This window comes from Pseudomonas sp. AAC, from assembly GCF_000725445.1.
In the GTDB taxonomy this organism is placed as follows: Bacteria; Pseudomonadota; Gammaproteobacteria; order Pseudomonadales; family Pseudomonadaceae; genus Pseudomonas; species Pseudomonas citronellolis.
This window is the reverse complement of the sequence record NZ_KL647103.1, coordinates 78,633-94,537: the sequence shown is the minus strand read 5'-3', so window position 1 is coordinate 94,537 and position 15,905 is coordinate 78,633. Positions and strand designations below refer to the sequence as shown.

Here is a 15,905-nt window from a genome sequence, read left to right as displayed (position 1 = left end):
TTTCATTACCGCCAGACGCTTTCACCGAATGGCTCAGCACCTGCCATTGCACCGCCCAAACCAACACGAGTCCCCTCCCCGGTGCTCGACACCCAATTGCGCACTCACGAACCTCTCAAGGAAATTGACAGCGGCAAGATTGGGTTGATGGTTGATTCTTCATCTCAAGCAATCGTCGATGAGCTGAATGCTAAACGTAAGCGTTTACGCCTTTGGCCTCTCGTCGCAGCCCTCACAGTCGGTGCGTTCGTCCTCACAGCGAATAAGCAGCTTCCCCCCTGGGCTGGCCTCATGGCGCTAATCGTAGGTGGCTTGCTTACGTTGGCGACTTATTACTGGGACTTGCTGAGAAAAACAACCGTAATGCTTTACGACATCGAGTCAGAGTTCGCAGGTGTCGTCGAGCAACTGCACACCGCGTTCGAAGGAGTCCGAAGCTGTCGAGCGACCTGGCATCTACAGGCCCAAGGGAAAGTGCTTGATCGCAAATATCACGCCGGTGCCAGTCATCTGGTGACTAGGAGCTCTATAGCGCTTGCACTCAAAAACCCGCCCTTCGTCAAAACCAATGTTGCTACACCCTGCATCCCAGTAGGTCGCCAGACGCTATATTTCTTCCCGGACAAGGTGCTCGTATTCGAAGCCAACGGAGTGGGCGCTGTGTCCTATGAAAACCTGAAGGTTGACATTTCAACGACCAACTTCATCGAAGATGGTGCTGTTCCGAAAGACGCCGAGATCGTCAACACGACCTGGAAATTTGTGAACAAAAAAGGTGGCCCAGACAGACGCTTCAAGAACAACCGAAAGCTACCCGTAGTGCGCTACGAAGAAGTTCAATTTTCGAGCAATACAGGCTTGCTCGAGCGCATTCAAATATCTTGTGTGGGACGCACATTCAGCTTGGCGCAAGCAATCAGCAGCATTGGCCACGTACAAGGGGAGCGCCAGTAGCTACCTTCCTCAACCCAACACAAACGAGCAGAGCAGGCGGCTCTGCGGTTTCAAGCCCGGCCCTGACCATCAAAACAGAACACAGCCGGCTTTTGTGGTGGCGGCCTTGGCCATGGCGGCTGCGGTGTTGGGCTACCTCTTCGGCCTGTGACGCGAGCTGCGGATTCACCTGAAATTTCCCACCCACATTCTCCCTTGTGGGCCTACAAAGGCCGTCGCTAGATTCGCTCCCTGTCACGGTCAATCCCGTGGCCGGGGTGTCGCAGCCCCGTGCACCGTTGTTCGCGTATAAGCGCCAAAGCATTCCTGCACAGGCGCTTTTTCTTGCCTGCTGCGTAGTGCAGTCATGGCGGATCGTGCGGGGCAGGCTTCGGCCTGGCCGGTTATATGCGCATCAACGGTGCCGGTACTGCGACCCCCGCACGATCCGCCGCCCCTCTTTCCGGGCTGGCGGTTTCTCCCTCCCAGAAGGAGCAACGGAAATGCACTGTCGCTTATATCTTGCTGTGTTCACCTTGCCGTCCCCCCTGCCCTGCGTCCTCGCCCTGGAGGTGTGCCATGGCTGATCCGAAACTGGTGCCGCTGCACCATCAGTCTTTCGAGGATGTTCTGTTCGTGAATGCCAGCGCGCCCGCGGCGCATCTGTACGATGCCGCCGCGCGCCGCCTGGCGGCGCTGGAGGACCTGTTGCACGTGCTGGAATGCCACGATGGCGACGACGTGCTGGTGCAGGAAACCTCGCGGTTGGCTTCGGCGCTGGTGCCGCTGGCTGGCGAGGCGCGGCACCTGTACGAGCTGGCCCAGCAACGGGCCGAGCGTAGCGGCGGCTGATCGCGCCGCCTGGATGGCCGAAGGCCGGGGCCTGTGCTTCCTTGTGGAGGCGCGGGCTCCGGCCTTCGGCTTTGATGGGCAATGGGTAGCCGGGTCAGTTCGCTCCGGTGTCGCTCACCAGCCGCTGCTCCACCCGCACGCCCGGCATCATCCGCCGCAGGCCCTCGGCCAGGCGCTCGCCGGCTTCGTGCAGGGCCTCCAGCGGCATGGCCGGCAGGCTTTCGAGGATGAACCACATCTGCCGGGCCTCGGCGTCCAGGCGCGTGCGCACGCCCTGGCGCCAGTTCCAGCGGCGGCAGGTGGCGCCCAGGTCGTCGCGCCAGATGACTTCGCCGGGCAGCGGCGGGTCGTTGGCCGGCTGGCCTTCCTTGAAGGTGTCGAACGGCTCGCTGCCGTCGGCGATGGCCAGCCGCGGCGTGCCGACGTAGGCGGCCAGGTTCTCGCCGCCCACCGGCAGCGCGTACTGGATGCTGATGGCGTTGTAGAGGTCCACCAGCGGGTCGATGCTCGGCAGGCTGCCGTCGCGCAGCACGCGCTTGCGCAGGGCTTCCACCGAGCAGGGGGTGCGCTGGGGCTTGGCGCCGAAGCCACGGAACACCTCGGCCCAGGCGGCGATGTGCGCCTCGGCCCAGGCCGGGCCGCCGTCGAGCAGCACCCGGCAGGCGTGCTCCACGGCCTCGCCGGCCACCTCCGGGCGCAGGATGGGCGCGGCCTCGACCGTCAGGCTCAGGGCGCGGAAGCCGGGGGCCAGGCGGGCGACCTCAGGGTCGATCAGGGGCAGTACGGGTTGCATCGAGGCATCTCTCTATCGGCGGTCGAAGGGGCTGGCGCGGGCTATTTCTAGCACCGCGGCGGGGCGCACTCCAGATCGATCCCGATGATTTAAGCGAATGCGCGATCAGTTTTCCTAATACACGCCGGCCGGCATCGCTGCGGCATGCAGGCAGCCAGAAGCGACAGCCCCCTTCCCGCCGAGCTGGCCGTTCGGACAAGATAGGCACGCCCCGCCGGGGCGCTTTCGCGCGTGTCCCCTTCCCTTTTCTGCCGGTGCCCCATGCAACCTCGCGATCTCGTCGCCTACCTGTATCTCGCTGTGGCCTGGGGCCTGTCGTTCCTGGTGCTGCTCAAGGCGATAGCCGGCTTCGGCTGGGTGGGCGCGGTGAGCTTCCGCGCGCTGATCGCCAGCCTCACCCTGCTAGCGGCGGCGCGGCTGAGCGGCCGGGTGCTGGACTTCCGCGGCCTGTGGCGACCGCTGTGCGTGCTGGGCGCCACCACGGTGGCCGGCCAGTTGATCGGCATGACCTTCGCCACGCCGCTGATCGGCACCGCCATGGCGGCGATCTTCGTGGCGGCCATCCCGCTGTTCTCCATGGTCATCGGCCGCCTCTGGGGGCTGGAGCGCATCACCCTGGCCGGGGCCTTCGGGCTGGCCCTGGGGCTGCTGGGCATGCTCCTGCTGGTGGGCTTCCCGGCGGTGCCGGTGACGCCGTCCTTCATGCTGGGCTGCGCGGCCTCGATCTTCGGCGGCGTGTGCGCGGCCTTCGGCAGCAACTACGCGGCGCTGCGCCTGCGTACGGCTGGCCCCTGGGAGGTGACCTGCGGCGCCTTCCTGGTGGGCGGGCTGCTGACCCTGCCGCTGCTGTACTGGGTGCCGCCACCGGGCGTGCCCTCGGCGCTGGACGTGCTCTACCTGCTGCTGTGCGGCTGCATGATGAGCGCCTTCAACTACGTGGTGTACTTCCACCTGGTCGCCCGCATCGGGGCTACCCGCACCATCAGCGTGGAGTTCGTGGTGACGGTGGTGGCGGTGCTGGTGGGCGCGCTCTGGCTGCACGAGCCGCTGTCGCTGGTGCAGGGGCTGGGGGCGTTGATCATCCTGGCGGGGTGTGCGTTGGTGCTGGGGTTGGTGCCCGGGGTGAGGCGGCGGGGGGTGGTTTGAGGTTGGGGGGTTGGGGTTTGGGGTTTGGGGTTTGGGCTTTGGGCTTTGGGCTTTGGGCTTTGGGCTTTGGGCTTTGGGCTTTGGGCTTTGGGCTTCGGGCTTCGGGCTTCGGGCTTCGGGCTTCGGGCTTCGGGCTTTGGGCTTCGGGCTTCGGGCTTTTGTAGGAACGAGCTTGCTCGCGAACAGAGTTACCCGGTAGCTGTGGTGCTTCGGATTGACTCCGTCCCCTCTCCCCAGCCCTCTCCCTGAAGGGAGAGGGAGCTAGTCCGTGCCGAGAGAGGGAATGGAGTCAGCCGGAAACCTTCGGTGTTGCCGGCTGACTCCAGAACATCCAAACACACCGAACGGTCCCCTCTCCCTTCAGGGAGAGGGTTAGGGAGAGGGAGCGGCCTCAACCCAGCACACAGAAACCACAGGCCAACCCCCCCTCAAACTGCGCCAAGGCGCTCTTCGTAGGATGGGTTGAGCTTGCGATACCCATCGGACCAGGGTGATGGGTATCGCTTCGCTCAACCCATCCTACGACGGCGGTTCTCCTGCCCCGGTAGCAGCACCCCCTCCCCCGTCGACGCCACGCCCCTGTCCACCTCTTCCATCTCCAGATACGCAGTCTCACGCATCACGAACGAACAAACCGCCACCAGCGCCATCGCCGCCGCGCCATACAGCGCCACGTAGACCGGCTGGTGACCACTGGCGATAAGGATCGCGGTAGCCGCGCTGGAAGCAGTCCCACCACCCAGTGCAGCCCCCAACTGATAGCTGGCGGAAATACCGGAGTAGCGCATCCGCTGCGGGAACTGTTCGGCGAGGAAGGCCGGGATCGGGCCCTGGGTGGCGCCCATGAAGAAGCCCACGGCCAGGTAGGCCAGCAGGGCCAGCGCCAGGTGGTGAGTGCCCAGCAGCGGGAAGAAGGCGAACAGCCCCAGGGCCATGATGGCCGCGCCGAAGATCATCACCGTGCGGCGGCCGTAGCGGTCGGACAGGTGGCCGAAGAACGGCGCCGAGATGACGATGGCGATGGACAGCGCGAAGTCGAACAGCAACGCCTGGCTGCTGCTGTAGCCGATGTCGGTGGCGTAGGCGAGGAAGAAGGTGCTGATGTAGGCCACGGTGATGTAGCCGAAGGCGATGCCGGTGCACAGCAGCAGTTCGCGCGGGTGCTGGCGCAGGGCTTCGAGCAACGGCAGGCGCGCCTTGGGCTGAGCCTTGGCCGGTTGCGCCGGCGCCGGGTTCTGCAGGCGCGCGTAGAGGCCGACCAGCACCAGCACGCCGCCGAGCCAGAACGGGATGCGCCAGGCGATGCCGCCCAGGTCGTCGTCGAAGGCCAGGCTGACCAGGGCGAACACCGCGGAGCCGAAGATGCCGCCGATGCCGATGCCCATGCTCGTGAAGCTGCCCCACAGGCCGCGGCGGCCGCGGGGCGCCACCTCGATGCCGAACAGCGCGGCGCCGCCCCACTCCCCGCCCGCGGCGAAGCCCTGCACCAGGCGCAGGCCCACCAGCAGGATGGGCGCGGCGATGCCGAGGCTGGCGTAGTCCGGCAGGAAGCCGATCAGCAGGGTGCTCATGCCCATCAGCAGCAGCGTGGCGACCAGCGCCTTCTGCTGCCCGTAGCGGTCGCCCAGGTGGCCGAACACCACGCCGCCCAGGGGCCGGGCGAAGAAGCCGGCGCCGAAGGCGGCGAAGGCCACCAGCACCGCGGTGAGGCGGTCCATACCGGGGAAGAACAGCTTGGGGAAGACCAGGGCGGCGGCGTAGCCGTAGATGACGAAGTCGTAGAACTCCAGCGCGGTGCCCATGCCGGAGACGCAGAAGGTTTTGAACGCCGAGCGCGAGCCGGGCGTGGGGGTGTGGTCGATCATGGTGGTCTGCTCTTGTTCTTGTGGCAGCAGTGTTCCGCGCGGCGGCCGGGTGGCCGCCGCGGGGGTGGGTCGTTCAGCTCAGAAGCGCTGGAAGCCGTCGCGGGCCAGGGCCTGCGGGTTGCCGGCGTGGTACTCCAGGTTGCAGCCGACGCTGTCCAGGCCGATGGTCAGCAGGGTTTCCCAGCGCTCGGTGTCCGGCTGCGACAGGTCCGGGTGGAAGCACACTACCGCCTGCTCGCCGGCCTCGCCGCAGAAGGCTTCGGCGCGCTGCGCCAGGCCCTCGCGGGCCATGCCCGGGGCCATGGCCGCCAGGTGGTCGAAGCGCGCGTAGGTGGTGGAGACGTCGGCGGTGCGCTCGCCGCGGGCCTGCTGCGGGTCGACGAAGTGGTTGGTGTGCAGCACCCAGCCGTCGGCGCGCGGCGGCACCACGGCGGTGGCCGCCGGGCTCATCTCGATGCTGGCGGCGCGCAGTTCGGCGTCGTCGCGGCTGAAGCAGGTCAGCACGGTGGAGGCGCTGACGCGGGCCGAGCCCACCAGTTCGATGGCCTCGGCCACGCTTGTGGCCTCTTCCAGCACGCGGCGGGCGATGGCGTGCACCGGCACCCCGGCTTCGCCGTTGTCGCCAGCGTGGTGGAGGATGTTGAAGTGCATGCCCAGGCCGGCGCTGTTGACGCCGATCTTGCCGAGCATGCCGAACTCGGTGAACAGCTTGACCGTCAGGCCGCTGCCGGCGACCAGCTGCAGCAGCAGGCCGTGGGGCACCAGGCTGTCGTGCCAGTCCCAGGTCTGGATGCTCAGCGGCGCGGCGGCGCCATGGGGCGCGTAGACCGCGGTGGAGCACTCGCCTTCCAGCGGCTGCGCCGGCATCACCGCGAGGATTTCGGTGCGCGCGTTCAGCGCCGCCAGTTGCCACAGCGGCAACTGCACGCCGGCGGCCAGGCCCTCGACCTCACGGGCCAGGGCCGGGCACCAGGCGTCCAGCGCGGCCAGGCTGGCCTCGCCGATGCCGCGCACCTGCTCGGCGGGCACGCCCACGCGGGGGAAGAAGTCGAGGTACAGCGCCACGGTGCGCCGAATCTGTTCCGCCCACCGCTCTCCAATCTGCCGCCCGCGCTCGAACGGCTCGCGGGTTTCGCTCACGAAGGAATGGATAATCACTGCAAGGCTCCTTTGTCGATTTGGAAAAACAGTGGGCGGGCTTCCCCGCCCGGCTGATCAGCGCTGGGCCGTCAGCGGCCGGCTGTAGACTTCACGGCCGGCGAACCAGGTGGTCAGCACCTGGGTGTCACGCAGGGCTTCGGGTTCCGCGGTGAAGACGTCGCGGTCCAGCACCACCATGTCGGCCTGCTTGCCGGGCTTGAGCGAACCGATGCTGTCTTCCAGGCGGATCATCCGCGCGGCGTTGAGGGTGTAGGCCTGGAACATCACCTGGCGGTCGATGGCCTCGTCGGCGTTGAGCACGCCCTTGGGGCCCTTGCGCGTCACCGCCTGGTAGATGGCCTTCCACGGGTCGGGCGTGGTGATCGGCCAGTCGCTGGCCCCGGCTATCGTGGCGCCGTGCTTGAGCAGGGAATGGGCCGGGTAGGTGTACATGAAGACCATGGCGTCCACGTAGGGTTTGACGAGGTCGATGCTCGATTCATCCGCACTGGCCCAGTAAAGCTGCATGGAGGCGATCACGTCCAACTGCCTGAAGCGCTCGAAGTCCTTGGGGTTGACCATCTGCAGGTGGGTGATGGAGTGCGGGATGCCGCTGTGGCGGTCGCGGCGCGCCTGGGCCATGCCGTTGAGCGACTCGTGGATGGCGCGGTCGCCGATGGCGTGCACGTGCACCAGCCAGCCGCGGGCGTCGGCGGCGCTGACCAGCTCGCCGAAGTGCTTGGGGTCGATCAGCAGTTCGCCGAACTTGTGCGAGTTCTTGTAGGGCTCGAGCATGGCCGCGCTCTGCGCCGGCACCTCGGCCACGCCGTCGGCGAAAATCTTGATGCCCGGCAGCGTCAGGTTGGGCACGCCGAGGAACTGCTGGCGCACCTTGTCCAGCTCGTCGAGGTCCTTCGGGGTGGCCTTGGAGTCGGCCATCAGCAGCGCGGCGACGTGGGCGGACAGGTCGCCCTTCTCGGCCAGGGCCTTGTAGATCGGCAGCACGCCGGTGGAGGCGTTGGTGATGTCGGCGCCGGGGATTTCGTTGGCCAGCGGGTCCATCCAGGCGGTGATGCCCAGGCTGTTGTAGTAGCGCAGCGCGGCGTAGGCGCCGCGGGTCAGTTCCTCGGTGCTGGGCAGCGGCAGCAGCGCTTGCAACGGGTAGAGCCCGGCGTCGACCAGGAAGCCGTTGGGGGAGCCGTCGGCGTGGACGCCGAGGGTGGCTTTCTCCTCGCCCTTGAGCGTTGCGACTTTCGCCGCGTCCACCTTGGCGAGTTTCAGCATGGCCTGGTTGGCCCAGCCGGTGTGCAGGTCCCAGCCGACGAAGAGGATCGGCACCTGGGCCCATTCGCCCTGGTTGAAGGTCTTCTCCAGCGCCGGGATGTCGCCCCAGTAGGTGGACGGCAAGCCGCCGACGCTGAGGAACTCGCCGCGCTTCGCCTTGCCGTTGTCGCGCCACTCGCGCAGCTTTTTCTCAAGCTCGGGCACCGGCAGCAGCTCGCCGTCAAGGTTGGCCTGGAGCATCTGCAGGCCGCCTTTCACGGTGTGGCTGTGGGAGTCGATGAAGCCAGGCATCAGCACCTTGCCCTGCAGGTCGACGACGCGGGTGCCGGCGGCCTTCAGGCGCAGCACCTGTTCGTCGCTGCCCACCGCCAGGACCTTGCCGTTCTCGATGGCCACCGCCTGTTGCAGGCCCTGGCCGGGCTCGGCGGTGTAGACCTTGCCGCCGTGGAGGATGAGGTCAGCGGCGGCCATACTTTCCGCTGAGGAAAAAACACAGGCCATGGACACCAGCGCCGGAATCAGTATTTTCATGGGTTCGCCCAGGTTCTTGTTGTGTGAACGCAGGTTAACCAAAGCCCGGCACGGCTTTAATGCCGATTTTTTGCACAACTTCTGTGCCTGACAGGAATAGATAAATGGACAAGATGACCGCCCTGACCATGTTCGTCGCCACCGCCGACCACGGCGGCTTCAGCCGCGCCGCCGAACACCTGGGCAAGACGCCCTCGGCGGTGACCAAGGGCGTGGCGCAGCTGGAGGCGGAACTCGGCGCGCGGCTGTTCGAGCGCACCACCCGGCGCATGGCGCTGACCGAGGCCGGGCAGATCTACCTGGAGGGCGCGCGCCAGGCGCTGCTGCACCTGCAGGCGGCCGGCGCGGAAGTGGAGCAGTTGCAGAAGGACCTGCGCGGCACCCTGCGCATCGCCGCCCCGCCCTCCTTCGCCCCGGCCTTCCTCAACCAGGTGTGCGGCGCCTTCCTCGAGGATTACCCGCAGGTGCGCCTGGAGGTGGACCTGCAGGACGAGTTCGCCGACCTGGTGGAAGGCGGCTACGACCTGGCCCTGCGCGACGGCCCCGTCGACCTGCCCGGGGTGATCGCCCAGCCGCTGCTGGAGAACCACCTGCTGCTGTGCGCCAGCCCCGCGTACCTGGCGCGCAAGGGCATGGACGTGACCCTGGAGAACTACACCGAGCACGACTGGCTGATCTTCCGCCACCCCATGCTCAACCGGAACTTCTGGTGGGTGAACCGCGACGGCGAGCGCATCCGCCTGAAGCAGCCGGTGCCGCGCCTGGCCAGCGACAACTACGACTTCCTGCTCGCCTGCCTGCTGGCCGGCCACGGCGTGCAGTTCCTGCCGCAATGGAGCGCCCTGCCGTACCTGGCCCGCGGCGAGCTGGTGGAACAGCTGCCGGACTGCTGGCGCGACCAGAGCGCCTTCGGCGCCACCATCCACGTGCTGTTCCTGCCGCACCGGCGCAACACGCGCAAGGTGCGAGTGTTCATCGAGGCCCTGAAGGCGCACCTGCGGGCGCAGGGGTTGGGGTGAGGCTCGGCGCATGACGCTGTTGTAGGAGCGGGCCCTGCCCGCGAATCGCGCGCAGGGCGCGCTCCTACAGGGGAACGGCGTAGGTGGGGCAGCGTAGGAGCGGATCTTATCCGCGAACCGCGCCGATACCTCCGGCTATCGCGGACAAGGTCCGCTCCTACGGGGGGAGGACTACCGTGCCCCCGGCAACCTGTAGGAGCGGGCCCTGCCCGCGATTCGCGCGCAGGGCGCGCTCCTACAGGGGAATGGTGTGGGTGGGGCAGCGTAGGAGCGGATCTTATCCGCGAACCGCGCCGATACCTCCGGCTATCGCGGACAAGGTCCGCTACGGGGGGAGGACTACCGTGCCTGACCTGTAGCGGGCCCTGCCCGCGATTCGCGCGCAGGGCGCGCTCCTACAGGGGGCTAAGGTAGCGCTGCAAGATCGCCTGGTACTCCCCGCCCTCGACCAGCTCGCGCATCGCCCGGGCATAGCGCTCGACGAACGCCGGTGTGGTGGTGCGTTTGCTGAAGGCGACTTCCGCGGCATCGCTGGAAACCACCACGGCGGTGGGGCCGATGCGTTCGTTCAGGCCCAGTTGCTCCAGTTCGTAGAGGCCGCTGTTCTCGTCGGCGATGATGCCGTCGAGGCGGCCCTTGTCGATCATGTGCCAGAGGTTGCCGCGGCTGGGATTGAAGAACACCCGGCTGGCGAAGTCATGGTTGGCGAGCAGTTGCTGGTAGGACTCGCCGTAGCTCACGCCGACCTGCGCGCCCAGGCGGAACGAGGTGCCCAGCAGGTCGAGCAGGCCATGCAGGCCGTCCCGGGCCGGGTCGCCCTTGCGCATGAACAGGATGTTCCGCGAGGGCTGCAGGATGATCCCGGAGAAGTAGGCGTAGACCTCGCGCTCCGGCCGGCGGAAGGCGCCCGGCAATACGTCGAGGCGGCCCTGCTCCAGCTCCTTCAGCGCCCGCGCCCAGGGCAGCTTGACCAGCGTCACCTGGCAGCCCAGGCGCTCGAGGGTGAGGCGGTTGATGTCGACGTTGATGCCGCCGATCTCGCCATTGGGCAGGAGCATGCTGAAGGGCGGGTCGTCGTCCCAGCGCAGGGTCTTGTCGCAGGCCGGCGCCAGGGTCGGCAGCAGCGCCAGCAACGCCAGGCACAGGCGGGGCAGCAGGGACGCGAATCTCGTTGCGGCTCGGGACAAGGTCACGGCTCTCGGCATTATTGTGTCCGGCGAGTCTAGTGGTTCGCGGTCTCTGTCAGCCAGAGCCGTATGACCATTCCGTCAGGCAAAAGCAACCGCCTGGCTAGACCACCACGCCGAGCAGCCGCGCGATCTCCTCGGCCACCAGCGCCGGTTCGCTGAGGATCAGCCCGTGGCCCGAGCGCTCGGCCAGCACGTGGCGGCCCCGGGGCGACTGCCGGGCGCGGTAGGCATGGGCGGCGTTGGCCGCCGCGCGGATGCGCTCGCTCATGCCGAAGTCCGCCAGGGCGCCGGAGATGACTGTCAGTGGGATATCCGGTAGCACCGGTGGTTGGTTGCGATAGGTTTCCAGCGCCGCCACCAGGCCGGCCAGCTCGGCGCCGCGGGTGTGCATCACCGGCATGCTGAAGCCTTCCCGGCGCAGGTCGGCGAGCACGTCCTCGGGCAGTACGGCGATGGCCTTGCGGTAGCAGCGCTCCAGCAAGCCGCAGCGGGCCAGCAGCCAGTTGGCCGCGTGGGCGAATTTCTCCAGGCGGCGGAAGGCCGGGGTGAAGATCAGCTCGCAGGCTTCGTCGGAGACGTCCGCCAGCACCAGGCCGGCGATGCGCTCCGGCCGCGCGGCGGTGGCGGCGCGCACCAGGGGGCCGCCGCCGCTGTGCGCCACCAGCACGAAGGGCCCTGGGCCGAGGTGGTCGAGCAGGTCGTTGAGGTCGTCGGCCATCCGCTGCATGCTGCGCGGCCGGGCGTCCGCCGGGCTGCGGCCGAGGCCGCTGCGGTCGTAGACCACGGCGCGGGTCCACTGGGCCACCAAAGGCTGGACCAGCCCCCAGAAGGAACGGCTGGCAGCCAGGCCGCTTTCGAACACTACGGTGGGCGCCTGCCCCTCTGCCGGGCCTGGGAGGGCCTGGTAGAACAGCTCGCGGCCGTCGCGGGTGGGGGCCAGGCCGGGGGTGCCCTGGGTGGGTGCGGGGGCTGGGGGCATGGGGTGTCCTGGTGGGGTGTGGCTGGTGGCGAATGATAATCATTATTTGTAGATTGGCGATATGTTGTTGCCTTGGTGTGTCTGGTCGACTCTGCTCCCTCTCCCCAGCCCTCGGCTGCGCGCCCCGCCCTGAAGGGAGAGGGGGCTTTGTCCGTGCCGAGAGGAGGCCTGGCTTCAGCCGGCAGCTTCTGCGCTAGCCGGCTGACTCCAAAACATCAGCGTCTGCCCAACGGTCCCCTCTCCCTTCAGGGAGAGGGTTAGGGAGAGGGAAAGGCGCCAAACCAAAACACCGAAGCCACCGGTGAACACAACGCCCCGTAGGATGGCGTTGAGCGAAGCGATACCCATCAGCGCAACCGCATGGGTTTCGCAAGCTCAACCCATCCTACGAAAAGCACCTCGGCCCCATCGGTGGAAAGCCCCCTACTTCGCCTTGTTCTCCCGCAACATGCGCCTGGGAATCCCCAGCAGAATGGTCAAGCCCCCCGCGATCAACACCAGCGCAACCGTATACATCCCCCACGACAGGCTCCCCGTCGCCCCACGCACCCAGCCGATGACGATGGGCGCGGTCAGCCCGCCCACCTGCCCCAGGCTGCTGATCAGCGCGATGCCTCCGGCCGCCGCCGTGCCGGACAGGAACGCAGTGGGAATGGTCCAGAACAACGCCGTCACCGAGAGGTAGCCGACGCACATGATCGACAGCAGGACAATCGACAGCGTCCAGTTCGACGGCAGGTAGCCGATGGCGGCGACGGCGCCGGCCACCACCAGGATGCAGGCCATGAAGTGCCAGCGGCGCTCCACCACCCGGTCGGAGTTCCAGCAGACGATGAGCATGCCGACCGCACCGACCAGCCAGGGCAGCGCGGACAACAGGCCGATGTACCAGACGTTGGTCACCCCCGACTGCTTGATCAGCGTGGGGGCCCAGAAGTTCAGCACCGAGCCGGCCCAGGGAATGACGAAGTAGCCGAAGGCGGCGATGTAGACCCAGGGGTTCCTCAGCGCCGCGGAGAAGTCGTGGCCCTTCTCGACGGCGGCCTTGGCGCTGGCGTCCTCGGCCAGGTGCGCCTGGACGATGGCCTTTTCCGCCGGGCTGAGCCACTTCGCCTGCTCCGGCTTGTCGGCCAGGTAGAAGTAGGCGATCACGCCGGCGACGATCGACGGCGAGCCTTCGAGCAGGAACAGCCACTGCCAGGCCTTCAGCCCGTACACGCCGCCCATGTTGTGCATGATCCAGCCAGAGACGATGCCGCCGATGGTGCCGGCCGCGGCGATGCCGAGGATGAACCTGGAGGTGACGCGGGCGCGACGCCCGGACGGGTACCAGTAGGTCAGGTAGAGAATCACCCCGGGCAGGAAGCCCGCCTCGGCGCAGCCCAGCGCTATGCGCGCGACGTAGAACTGCATGGGTGTCTGCACGAACATCATGCAGGTGGAGATCAGCCCCCAGAGGATCATGATCCGGGAAATGGTGACCCGCGCGCCGAAACGCTGCAGGCACAGGTTGCTCGGTACCTCGAAGAGGATGTAGCCGACGAAGAACAGGCCCACGCCGAAGCCGTAGGCGGCTTCGCTGAGGCCGATGTCGGCGCTGAACTCCAGGTGGGCGAAGCTGATGTTCACCCGGTCGATGAAGCCGAGCACGTAGCAGATGAACAGGAAAGGCAGGATTCTGAGGTTGAGTTTCCGATAGGTCGCGTCGACGTCCGACGGGTTCAGTTCGGCCAGCGTTATTGCGGGGGTTGCTGATTGCATCGTTGTTCTCCACCCGTTGGCTGCCTGCGAAAGGCGTGCAAAAACCCTTGCCCGCTCTTCGCAGAGGGACAGCCGCTATTCGATTGATCGTGCTGGTGAATGCGGGGTCAGCCTCGTGGCCGACCCAGGCGCGAAAGACCCGCGGGCAGCCTCAAGGCTCGCGTTCGGCGCCGAATACGCCGCGCTCGGCGAGCGCCCTTATCTGCGCGGCGGAAAAACCGTAGGCCATGAGCACTTCGTCGCGGTGCTCGTCGAGCCGGGGCGGCCGCCTGCGCAAGGCGCCCGGCGTGCGTGCCAGTTTCACCGGGATGCCCGGGCCGCTGTAGCCCTCCTCGTCCATGACCATCTGGCGATGCAGCGTATGCGGCGCCTGCGCCACCGTCCCGACGTCGAGGATGGCCGCGGCCGGCACGCCCTTGCGCAGCAGCTCCTCGCCGAACGCCTCGCCGCGGACCTGCCCGAACAGCCGTTTCAACTCGGCTTCGAGCGTGGCCCGGTTCTCGACGCGCAGCCCGTTGCTGGCGTACCGCGGGTCGTCCGCCAGGCCGGGCGCCCCCAGCAGTTGGGCGAGCAGGCGGAACTGCCGGTTGTTCGCCACGGCGACGAATATCGGCGCGCCCGCCGTCTCGAACAGGTCGTAGGGCACGATGTTCGGGTGGCCATTGCCGACCGGTCTGGGCGGCACCTTCGAGGCCAGGAAGTTCGCCAGGTACGGGTGCGCCATGCTTACCCCGCTGTCGTACAGGGCAACGTCGGCCATCTGCCCGCGGCCGGTGCCGTTGCGCTCGTGCAGCGCCAGCAGGGCCGCGAGCGCCGCGTTCATGCCGGTGCACATGTCGACGATGGGCGAACCCAGCCTGACCGGCAGCCGCCCGGGTTCGCCATTGATGCTCATCAGGCCGGAAAGCGCCTGGACCACGGCGTCGTAGCCGGGCAGTTCGCCGAGCGGGCCGTCGTCGCCGAAGCCGGTGATGCGGCAATGCACGAGCCGGGGCAGGCGCCGGGTGATCTCCAGCGGCGACTCGATGCCCCAGGCGCGCAGGGTGCTCGCCTTGAAGTTCTCGATGAGCACGTCGGCGCTTTCCAGCAGCGTCCAGAACACCTCGCGGCCGGCCTCGGAGCCCATGTCCAGGGTGATCGCCCGCTTGTTGCGGTTCACCGCATTGAAGTAGGCCGCGCTGCCCTCCACGAACGGCGGGCCGAAGCCCCGGCACTCGTCGCCCTCGGGGCCTTCCACCTTGACCACGTCGGCGCCGTGGTCCGCCAGTATCTGCGCGGCGAAGGGCCCGGCGAGGACCCGCGAGGCGTCGATGACGCGCAGTCCTTCCAGTGCGCCGGCCATCACACAGCTCCCCCGACGTGCCAGGCGAAGCGGCCGTTGGCCAGGTCCTTGTGGGTGACGCTCAGCGCCAGCCGGTGGTTGTGCGCATCGGCGGCGCCTTCCAGCAGGCCGTTCCAGATGTCGAAGACCGCCGGGTGCAGGGCCTGGGCCTGGCCGAACAGCGTCCAGCCATGCTGGGTGATGGCGTAGCCGTCGGTGGTTTCCTGCACCCTGACCTCGTCCCCCTGGGCCCGGGCCAGCCTGGCCAGGAAGTCGACGAAGGCGTGCAGCGACTTGTCCTGCGCCACGCCCAGGCGCGCTGCGGTTTCGTGGTAGCACTGCATGGCGACCTGGCGCGCCGACAGGCGCAGCACGCTCACCGCCTCGCTGGGGCCGAAGAGGTCGACGGCGGTGGGCAGCGTCGAGCGCACGTACTCCATCGCATAGTTGCGGCTGGCCTTCTCGATGCGCGCCTGCGGCCAATCACTGGAGGGCAGCGTGGGCGCGGCGGCCGGGTCGAAGTCCGGGGCGTCTTCGTGGCGGGCGAAGCGCAGCCGCTCGTGGGGCGCCAGGGGTTCGTCGTATTCGTAGTAGTAGCCTTCCAGGCCGGACTGGCCATCGGCGGTCTGCTTGGTGCAGACGAAGCCCAGGCGCGGGTTGCCCAGGGTGACGCCGTTCTGCGCATGCCAGCCGCGCAGCATGGCCGCGGAAACCTCCGAGGGGATGCCGCACAGCGCGGTGCCCGACCAGATCCAGCGCGGCGGCGTGTAGCGCACCCAGGCCTTGCGGTCGCTCTCGTACATGTACTCGACGCAGACGCCGCCGATGTTGTTCGACAGGTAGTGATATTGCGCGGCGGCCACCGCCGGCGGGAGCTTGTCGATGCCCAGTTTCGCCAGGCCCTGGAGGAACCGCTCCGAGCGTTGCCGGCAGAACACCTGGTAGACCAGTTCCGCCGCGCGGGATGTGCCTTGCCGGGTCACAGAGGAAAGTACCATCCCGGTGAAGAACGAGTGGTACCAGTGCGCTACCGCATGCCATGCCTCGCTGGTTTCTTTATCGACTACCGTATTCATCTCTACTACCTTCTA

At 67.5% G+C, this 15,905-nt stretch carries 13 protein-coding genes; 4 read left to right on the top strand and 9 right to left on the bottom strand.

The window, feature by feature from the left end:
- Positions 1 to 81: 81 nt before the first annotated feature.
- Positions 82 to 954, top strand: coding sequence for a hypothetical protein (locus tag FG99_RS31775; RefSeq protein WP_232245061.1), 873 nt, complete (start codon positions 82 to 84; stop codon positions 952 to 954).
- Positions 955 to 1,512: 558 nt separating this feature from the next.
- A complete protein-coding gene (locus FG99_RS29600; RefSeq protein ID WP_043273778.1) occupies positions 1,513 to 1,785 on the top strand; it encodes a hypothetical protein in 273 nt (90 codons plus the stop codon).
- 94 nt (positions 1,786 to 1,879) lie between these two features.
- Here the strand turns inward: FG99_RS29600 and FG99_RS29595 are convergent, their stop codons facing one another.
- On the bottom strand, positions 1,880 to 2,578 hold the full coding sequence (locus FG99_RS29595; RefSeq protein ID WP_043273777.1) for a B3/B4 domain-containing protein: 699 nt from the start codon (positions 2,576 to 2,578) through the stop codon (positions 1,880 to 1,882).
- A 261-nt stretch (positions 2,579 to 2,839) separates the two neighbouring features.
- Between FG99_RS29595 and FG99_RS29590 the strand changes: the two genes are divergently transcribed.
- The gene (locus tag FG99_RS29590) at positions 2,840 to 3,724 is read left to right on the top strand and encodes a DMT family transporter (RefSeq protein WP_043273776.1); all 885 of its coding nucleotides are present in this window, start codon (positions 2,840 to 2,842) and stop codon (positions 3,722 to 3,724) included.
- 509 nt (positions 3,725 to 4,233) lie between these two features.
- Here FG99_RS29590 and FG99_RS29585 read toward each other — a convergent pair.
- From FG99_RS29585 to FG99_RS29575, 3 genes are all read right to left on the bottom strand, one after another.
- Entirely contained in the window at positions 4,234 to 5,589 is a 1,356-nt protein-coding gene (locus FG99_RS29585; protein WP_051879415.1) for an MFS transporter, read from the bottom strand.
- Between the two features lie 78 nt (positions 5,590 to 5,667).
- Complete coding sequence (locus FG99_RS29580; RefSeq protein WP_043273775.1) at positions 5,668 to 6,747, bottom strand: C45 family autoproteolytic acyltransferase/hydrolase; 1,080 nt, start codon at positions 6,745 to 6,747, stop codon at positions 5,668 to 5,670.
- 57 nt (positions 6,748 to 6,804) lie between these two features.
- Positions 6,805 to 8,544, bottom strand: a complete 1,740-nt coding sequence (locus tag FG99_RS29575; protein WP_043273774.1) for an amidohydrolase — start codon at positions 8,542 to 8,544, stop codon at positions 6,805 to 6,807.
- Positions 8,545 to 8,648: 104 nt separating this feature from the next.
- Here FG99_RS29575 and FG99_RS29570 point away from each other — a divergent pair, with 104 nt between their 5' ends.
- On the top strand, positions 8,649 to 9,563 hold the full coding sequence (locus FG99_RS29570) for a LysR family transcriptional regulator (RefSeq protein ID WP_043273773.1): 915 nt from the start codon (positions 8,649 to 8,651) through the stop codon (positions 9,561 to 9,563).
- Positions 9,564 to 9,958: 395 nt separating this feature from the next.
- Here the strand turns inward: FG99_RS29570 and FG99_RS29565 are convergent, their stop codons facing one another.
- The 5 genes from FG99_RS29565 to FG99_RS29545 form a co-directional block, all read right to left on the bottom strand.
- Complete coding sequence (locus FG99_RS29565) at positions 9,959 to 10,750, bottom strand: substrate-binding periplasmic protein (protein ID WP_256205147.1); 792 nt, start codon at positions 10,748 to 10,750, stop codon at positions 9,959 to 9,961.
- Positions 10,751 to 10,853: 103 nt separating this feature from the next.
- The gene (locus tag FG99_RS29560) at positions 10,854 to 11,732 is read right to left on the bottom strand and encodes an alpha/beta fold hydrolase (protein ID WP_043273772.1); all 879 of its coding nucleotides are present in this window, start codon (positions 11,730 to 11,732) and stop codon (positions 10,854 to 10,856) included.
- A gap of 423 nt (positions 11,733 to 12,155) precedes the next feature.
- Complete coding sequence (locus FG99_RS29555) at positions 12,156 to 13,493, bottom strand: MFS transporter (RefSeq protein WP_043273771.1); 1,338 nt, start codon at positions 13,491 to 13,493, stop codon at positions 12,156 to 12,158.
- A 151-nt stretch (positions 13,494 to 13,644) separates the two neighbouring features.
- Positions 13,645 to 14,835 carry a CaiB/BaiF CoA transferase family protein gene (locus tag FG99_RS29550; protein ID WP_081884759.1) on the bottom strand — a complete coding sequence of 397 codons (1,191 nt, stop codon included), beginning with the start codon at positions 14,833 to 14,835 and terminating at the stop codon, positions 13,645 to 13,647.
- Positions 14,835 to 15,890 carry a hypothetical protein gene (locus FG99_RS29545; RefSeq protein ID WP_043273769.1) on the bottom strand — a complete coding sequence of 352 codons (1,056 nt, stop codon included), beginning with the start codon at positions 15,888 to 15,890 and terminating at the stop codon, positions 14,835 to 14,837. The genes FG99_RS29550 and FG99_RS29545 overlap by 1 nt, the downstream gene beginning before the upstream one ends.
- Positions 15,891 to 15,905: the final 15 nt, after the last annotated feature.